This window comes from Acinetobacter sp. YH12098 (assembly GCF_013419235.1).
Taxonomy (GTDB): Bacteria; Pseudomonadota; Gammaproteobacteria; order Pseudomonadales; family Moraxellaceae; genus Acinetobacter; species Acinetobacter amyesii.
The window spans coordinates 1-6,268 of the sequence record NZ_VPAO01000072.1; the positions used below are offsets into that span (position 1 = coordinate 1).

The 6,268-nt window shown below is 39.1% G+C and carries 6 protein-coding genes; 5 read left to right on the top strand and 1 reads right to left on the bottom strand.

Going from position 1 to position 6,268, the window contains the following annotated elements; genetic code table 11:
- The first annotated feature begins 213 nt into the window (after positions 1 to 213).
- From FTU38_RS16305 to rapA, 5 genes are all read left to right on the top strand, one after another.
- The gene (locus FTU38_RS16305; RefSeq protein WP_180012332.1) at positions 214 to 462 is read left to right on the top strand and encodes an Imm41 family immunity protein; all 249 of its coding nucleotides are present in this window, start codon (positions 214 to 216) and stop codon (positions 460 to 462) included.
- A gap of 127 nt (positions 463 to 589) precedes the next feature.
- Positions 590 to 922: a hypothetical protein gene (locus FTU38_RS16310; RefSeq protein ID WP_180012333.1), complete on the top strand. Its 333-nt coding sequence runs from the start codon at positions 590 to 592 to the stop codon at positions 920 to 922.
- A gap of 161 nt (positions 923 to 1,083) precedes the next feature.
- Positions 1,084 to 1,788 (top strand): phosphopantetheine-binding protein, encoded by a 705-nt coding sequence (locus FTU38_RS16315; protein WP_180111863.1) that lies wholly within the window; start codon positions 1,084 to 1,086, stop codon positions 1,786 to 1,788.
- A 133-nt stretch (positions 1,789 to 1,921) separates the two neighbouring features.
- Positions 1,922 to 2,566, top strand: coding sequence for an RluA family pseudouridine synthase (locus FTU38_RS16320; RefSeq protein ID WP_180007926.1), 645 nt, complete (start codon positions 1,922 to 1,924; stop codon positions 2,564 to 2,566).
- A 141-nt stretch (positions 2,567 to 2,707) separates the two neighbouring features.
- Positions 2,708 to 5,545 carry an RNA polymerase-associated protein RapA gene (gene rapA / locus FTU38_RS16325; protein WP_078188819.1) on the top strand — a complete coding sequence of 946 codons (2,838 nt, stop codon included), beginning with the start codon at positions 2,708 to 2,710 and terminating at the stop codon, positions 5,543 to 5,545.
- A gap of 116 nt (positions 5,546 to 5,661) precedes the next feature.
- On the opposite strand, the gene FTU38_RS16330 is transcribed toward rapA, so the two are convergent.
- Positions 5,662 to 6,093 carry a hypothetical protein gene (locus FTU38_RS16330; protein ID WP_180111865.1) on the bottom strand — a complete coding sequence of 144 codons (432 nt, stop codon included), beginning with the start codon at positions 6,091 to 6,093 and terminating at the stop codon, positions 5,662 to 5,664.
- Positions 6,094 to 6,268: the final 175 nt, after the last annotated feature.

A 6,268-nucleotide genomic window follows, 5' to 3' on the forward strand; every position in this document is an offset into this window, starting at 1 on the left:
CTGAGGATCAGAAAGCTTGTTTGAATCGATGTATTTCATCCGCAGATTATGCACGAATGCTAAGAAATCCGGAGTGCAAATATTAACCAAAAAGAAGATCGTTTTTTGATTTATGAAAGAGATCTAACGTGTATTATGTTAATTTTAAGTTATTTAAAGAATAATCCTTATGGATGCAGAAAAAACTATCCTACGTAATTTTCCCACAATGACTTGTTTGATGATGATTCATTTTTAGGAAAACTCCATGAAGAACAATTATGGGATATTGAGGAATATTGGCTTTTAGAGTGCAGTATTTATGAACTTGAAAAAAACTCATCTGAAAAATTGCATTGGGAAATATTTAGAATTTTTAGCATAATTATGGGCAAAATTAGCTATCATTTGGATAAGAATGATTGCTTTAAAATCAAAAAATTAAAACGTCACAAACTTTATGAACTGAGAGAAAGAGTTTAATTAGTATTTGAAGGTTATTTCTCCCAAAAAATGCCTGAACAAAATATTTTTGAAGAGGTTAACCCTTTACTGATACCCTCTATTTAACAAAATGGCTGTTATACGAAACTAAAATAAAGGGAAAGCTATGGACTCAAAAGAATTAGCTCATCTGCTCAAAAAAGGAATTATTAACGAAAACCTAGAAATTTATAAAGGATTGTTCACAGACTACTCACCATCAGAAATAAAAGATCCTTATTTTATTGATGCAATAAGTTTTTTTAATAATTTGCCAGACGAACATAAGAGAATTTTTTTTTCAATCTTACGACAAGTAATGATTGATTCAATTAGTAATGTATTGGGTGTTATTGATGGCAGCTCAAGTTTAGAAGAGCACGATGGTGATTTTTCTTTGCTGTATGAGGGTAAGTCACTTGAATATTTACAAGATTATTTTTTATCCCAATTTGAATAAAACCAAAACTTAGGTTTATCTAATAAACTTAATAGAATTAAAAAAATATATAAGTTTAAAGTTGACCAAAAAGTAAATCATCAGTAGCCGAAAGTCACCTTCAGATATGATTCTGCGTTAGCATATCAATTGTTCCAACTTGAGTTATGTACCGAGTCTGTATGCTTTATCCCATGCCCAAGAAAATCCAATTTGCACCTTCTCTATCAAAATGGCAGTTGTCATCAACACAGTCTGTATTGGTGCTGGATGGTTTACAAAATCTACGCATGCAGCATGGCATACAAGATACGCAGTTGATGGAAAATTTGATCCAACTGATCAATAAAGCCAAAGCATTAGAGATTCCGATTGTTGATTTATATGGTGATGATTTACTTCAAGGCATGCAGCAGCTCGGTGAATATGTAACAACACACCCGCAGCTGATCTTTACAGGGCAAATCACGCCTATGCTGAAACAGATCTTGCCGCATCTATACAGCGTGACAGAGCAAATCTGTATTGTTGATGATGCAATTGCACTGAATAATCAGGAACAGCATATTCAGTGGGTGGACTCCATTTCAGATCAAGGTATCCATCACATGAGTAGTTATAATCTGTTGCGGCTTTGGAATCTGTCAGCGCCAACGGAATTCGTCTTGTCGGCCAAAGGCATATTATTGGCTATTGCAGAGCAGTTAGATATGGACGCATTGGAAATAGATCCCTTAATCGATTTACGCAGTTATGGGCTCGATTCCATTGCCATGGTCAGCTTAATTGGGTTGTGGCGTGCCAATGGTGCAAACATCCGTTATGAAGACTTTTTAGATGATGCAAGTCTAAAAGCATTGCTAGAAAAATTGCTCAGTACAGACTAAACAAAGCCAATTGGAATTATTTTTGTTCTAAATCGGAAAATACGTCGGGAAATATGCCTTTGTGCATTGTAATTGTTGGCTAAGCTTTTTATTATTGCCGCCTTGTTTTTCGAGATCAGAACTGGATTGAACTTTGAGTAATTTTCTAACCGAACACCTGATACATCGTGACACTGACTTTATGGTGATCCATAAACCAGCAGGTTTACTCACAGTTCCGGGAAAAACAGCAGATTTACAAGACTGTGTTATCAATCGATTATTAAAAATTGAACCGAATACCTTGCTCATCCATCGTTTGGATCGTGATACCTCAGGTATTTTGGTTTTTGCATTAACCCGTCAAGGGCAAAATCGAATTTCACGCCAGTTCCAAGAACGTCAAACTTCAAAAACATATCAGGCATTGGTTGCGGGTACGCTCGAAGGTGAAGGTACTGTCGATGTACCGGTCATATATGACCCAGAACATCCGCCACTGCATATTGCCGATCCTGCACACAATAAGCCTGCGCTTACGCATTGGAAAGCCACTGAACATTTTGAGATTCAGGGGCAAGCCGTAACACGTGTAGTTTTAACTCCTATTACCGGTCGATCACATCAGCTTCGCGTTCATATGCAATATTTAGGTCATCCTATTGTTGGTGATACTTTGTATGCAACACCTGAGCAACAGAAGCTGATGCCGCGTTTATGTTTACATGCTGAGCGTTTAAGTTTTAACCATCCTGAAACAGAGCAAACAGTGGAATTTCACTGTCCTGTACCATTTTAGGAAAATCATTTAAATCCCTAAGAATTCTGCTCACTATTTAGTGGGCTTTATGTCAAAATATATTGCTTTATGGTCTAGATTTTTGCTCAAATAACGTTCACAGTTTGAGCATAATATTTTCAGACCGAACTTGAGAAAAAGGTGGAAAAATTGCAGCAGTTTGCTATTGGTCAACGTTGGTTATCAGATACAGAAACGGAACTGGGTTTAGGTGTTCTTATTGATGTTGATGAGCGATCGGTCAGCATTTTATTCCCAAAAAGTGATGAAACTCGTGTCTATGCCCGTCACAATGCGCCTTTATCTCGTATTGTTTTCAATGTAAATGACGAAGTCCAAGACCAAGAAGGTCAAATTTGGATTGTCGAATCGCTTGAAGACCGTGGTGGTGTGGTTCGTTATAACGCGGTACGTAAACTTGCCGATGGTACTGAAGAGCGTAAAGCACTGAATGAAACACGTATTGGTGCAAGTATTCAGTTAGCAAAACCATTAGATCGTTTACTTGCAAGCCAAGTGGACTATAAAGAATGGTATGACCTGCGTATCGAAGCACTGCTTCTTCAAGCCAATATGAAGTCTAGCCCTTTACGTGGCTTAGTGGGTTCACGTGTGGGTCTCATTCCACACCAACTGTATATTGCGCATGAAGTGGGTAAACGTTTTGCTCCACGTGTATTACTTGCTGACGAAGTTGGTCTGGGTAAAACCATCGAAGCTGGTCTGATTATTCATCAGCAACTCAAAACGGGTCGTTCAGAACGTATCTTGGTCTTAGTACCTGATTCATTGCAATATCAATGGATGATTGAAATGCGTCGTCGTTTCAATCTTGAGTTCTCATTATTTGACTTGACGCGTACAGCTTCGATTAAAGAACACGATCCAGACCTCAACCCATTCTTAACTGAACAATGCATTATTGCTAGTGTTGATTTGATGATCGACCATGATGACTTGCGTGAACAAGCGCTTGAAGCTGGTTTTGATTTGCTCGTGGTCGATGAAGCCCATCATTTAATGTGGTCAGAAGAAGAAGGCGGCAATGACCGTTATGACCTTGTTGAAGAACTTGCTGAAAAAACGCCGGGTGTCTTGTTACTAACCGCAACGCCTGAACAATTAGGTGTGGAAAGTCACTTTGCACGTTTACGTTTACTTGATCCACAACGTTTTAGTTCACTTGATCGTTTCTTGGATGAAGAGGAGCAGTATCACCAAACAGCTAAAATTGCTGAAGTGCTGATGTCTGATCTGCCACTCGAAGAAGGGCATTTGGCAGCGATTGAAAGCCTATTAGGTCATCGAATTACTGACGAGCCAGAACAACGATTCCGTGCTATTCATGAGTTATTAGACCGTCATGGTACAGGTCGTATTTTATTCCGTAATACCCGTGAAGCGATTCAAGGCTTCCCAGGTCGTGACTGTCAGCCTGCGCCATTACCTGCACCTGAAAACTGGTCTAAAGATGGCAAGCTACGTGAACAAATGTGGCCTGAAGAAGCGCAGCTTGATGGCTCGTGGATGGAAACTGACCCACGTGTGATGTGGTTGATGGAACGTCTGCGTACAGACCTGAAACACAAAAAAGTGTTATTGATTGCACGCAGTGGTCCAGTGGTTGAGTCTTTAGAAAATGTACTTCGTTTGCATGCGGGTATTCGCACAGCGATGTTCCATGAAGGCATGAGTTTATTAGAACGTGACCAAGCAGCGGCTTACTTTGCGGAAGAGTCATACGGTGCGCAAATTTTACTTTGTTCAGAAATTGGTTCTGAAGGTCGTAACTTCCAGTTTGCATCGGACCTTGTGTTATTTGACTTACCTGCCAACCCAGACGTACTTGAACAACGTATTGGTCGTTTAGACCGTATTGGTCAAGAAAATCGTATTCAAATTCATGTGCCTTATTTGGTTGGTACTGCTCAAGAGCGTATGTTCCGTTGGTATAACGAAGCATTAAATATTTTCTGTAATATCTCGCCGACTGCGCAAACCTTACAAGAAAACTTCATTGTCAATCTGAAAGATTGTTTGTTGGCAGATAAAGGTCAAGAGTTTGAAGATTTGCTCGAAGCGGTGAGTGTACAACGTGAAGCACTTGAAGCTGAACTTCAAGAAGGTCGTGACCGTTTACTTGAGTACAACTCTTGCCGTCCAATTGTAGCGCAAGAAATTGTCACTGCACTTGAAGACTACGACGACAATACAACCTTACCAATGTTTATGAAGCGCTTCATGGCGTCGACAAACATTGATTTTGATGAGCAAAGTAATGGTACCGTGATCATCAAACCTACGGATCAAATGCAAGTTCAAGGTCTGACTTTGGACGAAGAAGGTATGACGGCGACGTTCTATCGTGACCAAGCACAGATTCGTGAAGATGCTCAGTATTTAACACTTGAGCATCCATTCACTGAAAGTGTGATGGAAATGATTAATACACAAAGCTTTGGTAGTACTAACGTTGCTGTATTGAAATCGGCCGCTTTACCACAAGGTTCTGTGTTAATGGAAGTGTGGTTTAAAGTCGATGTCGTTGCACCGAAAGCACTGAATTTGCCGTCAAGTTTGCCACAACAGTTGGTTCGTGTATTACTAAGCGAAAAAGGTCAGGATTTATCGCAAAAAATTGCACCTGAAATTTTACGTCCTTATTTACATCATCTTGATGGCAACAGTTGCCGCCAAGTGGTTAAGGCGCGTCGTGATGTCATTGAACAGCGTTATACACAAGCACTTGAAATTGCGCGTGGTGCATTACCGGGCTTTAAACAACAAGCTAAAGAAATCTACGGTAGCAAATGGCAATATGAAATTGACCGTTTAACTTATTTGAAGCAGTTCAACCCAAGTATTCGTGAAGACGAAATTGCACGTTTACAAAAACTGCAAAAAGAAGGTTTAACACTGCTTGATGGTCTGGCGGTTACACCAGAAGCAATTCAAATTATGGTAGTGGTTAAGCCATAAGTTAAGATTCTTAAAAAAGCACCTTCGGGTGCTTTTTTTATGGCTATATTTATAACTACAAAATCAATCACTATAGATTTACGCTAAATCTAAGTTTTGTATTGTTTATTTTTAATTTAAATTGTCGATATCGGCATAAAAAAGTAACTATTTTTCAGCAATTCTACGGCTTGATCAAAGTCTTCATGTTCATCCAACATATAAAATATGGCTTCGAGCTTTGTATAGTCCGGATGATTTTTTGCTAACTGAATTTGGATCGTACATCGGTCTGCTTGGCTGCGTGTTGCATAATGAGCAGTAAGTAAATCAAAATTGATGTCATTACATAGCGGCTGTGTTAAAGCAATGGCACCATAATAAGCATGTATTTCAGGTAATAAGCGTAAGACTAAATCAGCCTCTTTGCTTTCCGCCACGATCAGCTCTGGGTCTGCGGTCTTACACAAGGCCGGAATTTCTGTTAACAGGGTTGAGTCATCTAGTGTATGGTCTAACACGATGACTTTTTGCGGTTGGGTTAAATCAAAGTCATTTATTAAAATCATAAAACCTCCTGAAAATAGAATGGTTATGCTTTATTTATCTGCGCTATAAAATAGATCTCTTTCATAAATCAAAAAACGATCTTCTTTTTGGTTAATATTTGCACTCCGGATTTCTTAGCATTCGTGCATAATCTGCGGATGAAATACATCGATTCAAACAAGCTTTCTGATCCTC

Bases quoted from the DNA above. Each gene is read 5' to 3' on its own strand.
- FTU38_RS16310 (WP_180012333.1), top strand. From the start codon at position 590: ATGGACTCAAAAGAATTAGCTCATCTGCTCAAAAAAGGAATTATTAAC.
- FTU38_RS16315 (WP_180111863.1), top strand. From the start codon at position 1,084: ATGCTTTATCCCATGCCCAAGAAAATCCAATTTGCACCTTCTCTATCA.
- FTU38_RS16330 (WP_180111865.1), bottom strand. From the start codon at position 6,093: ATGATTTTAATAAATGACTTTGATTTAACCCAACCGCAAAAAGTCATC.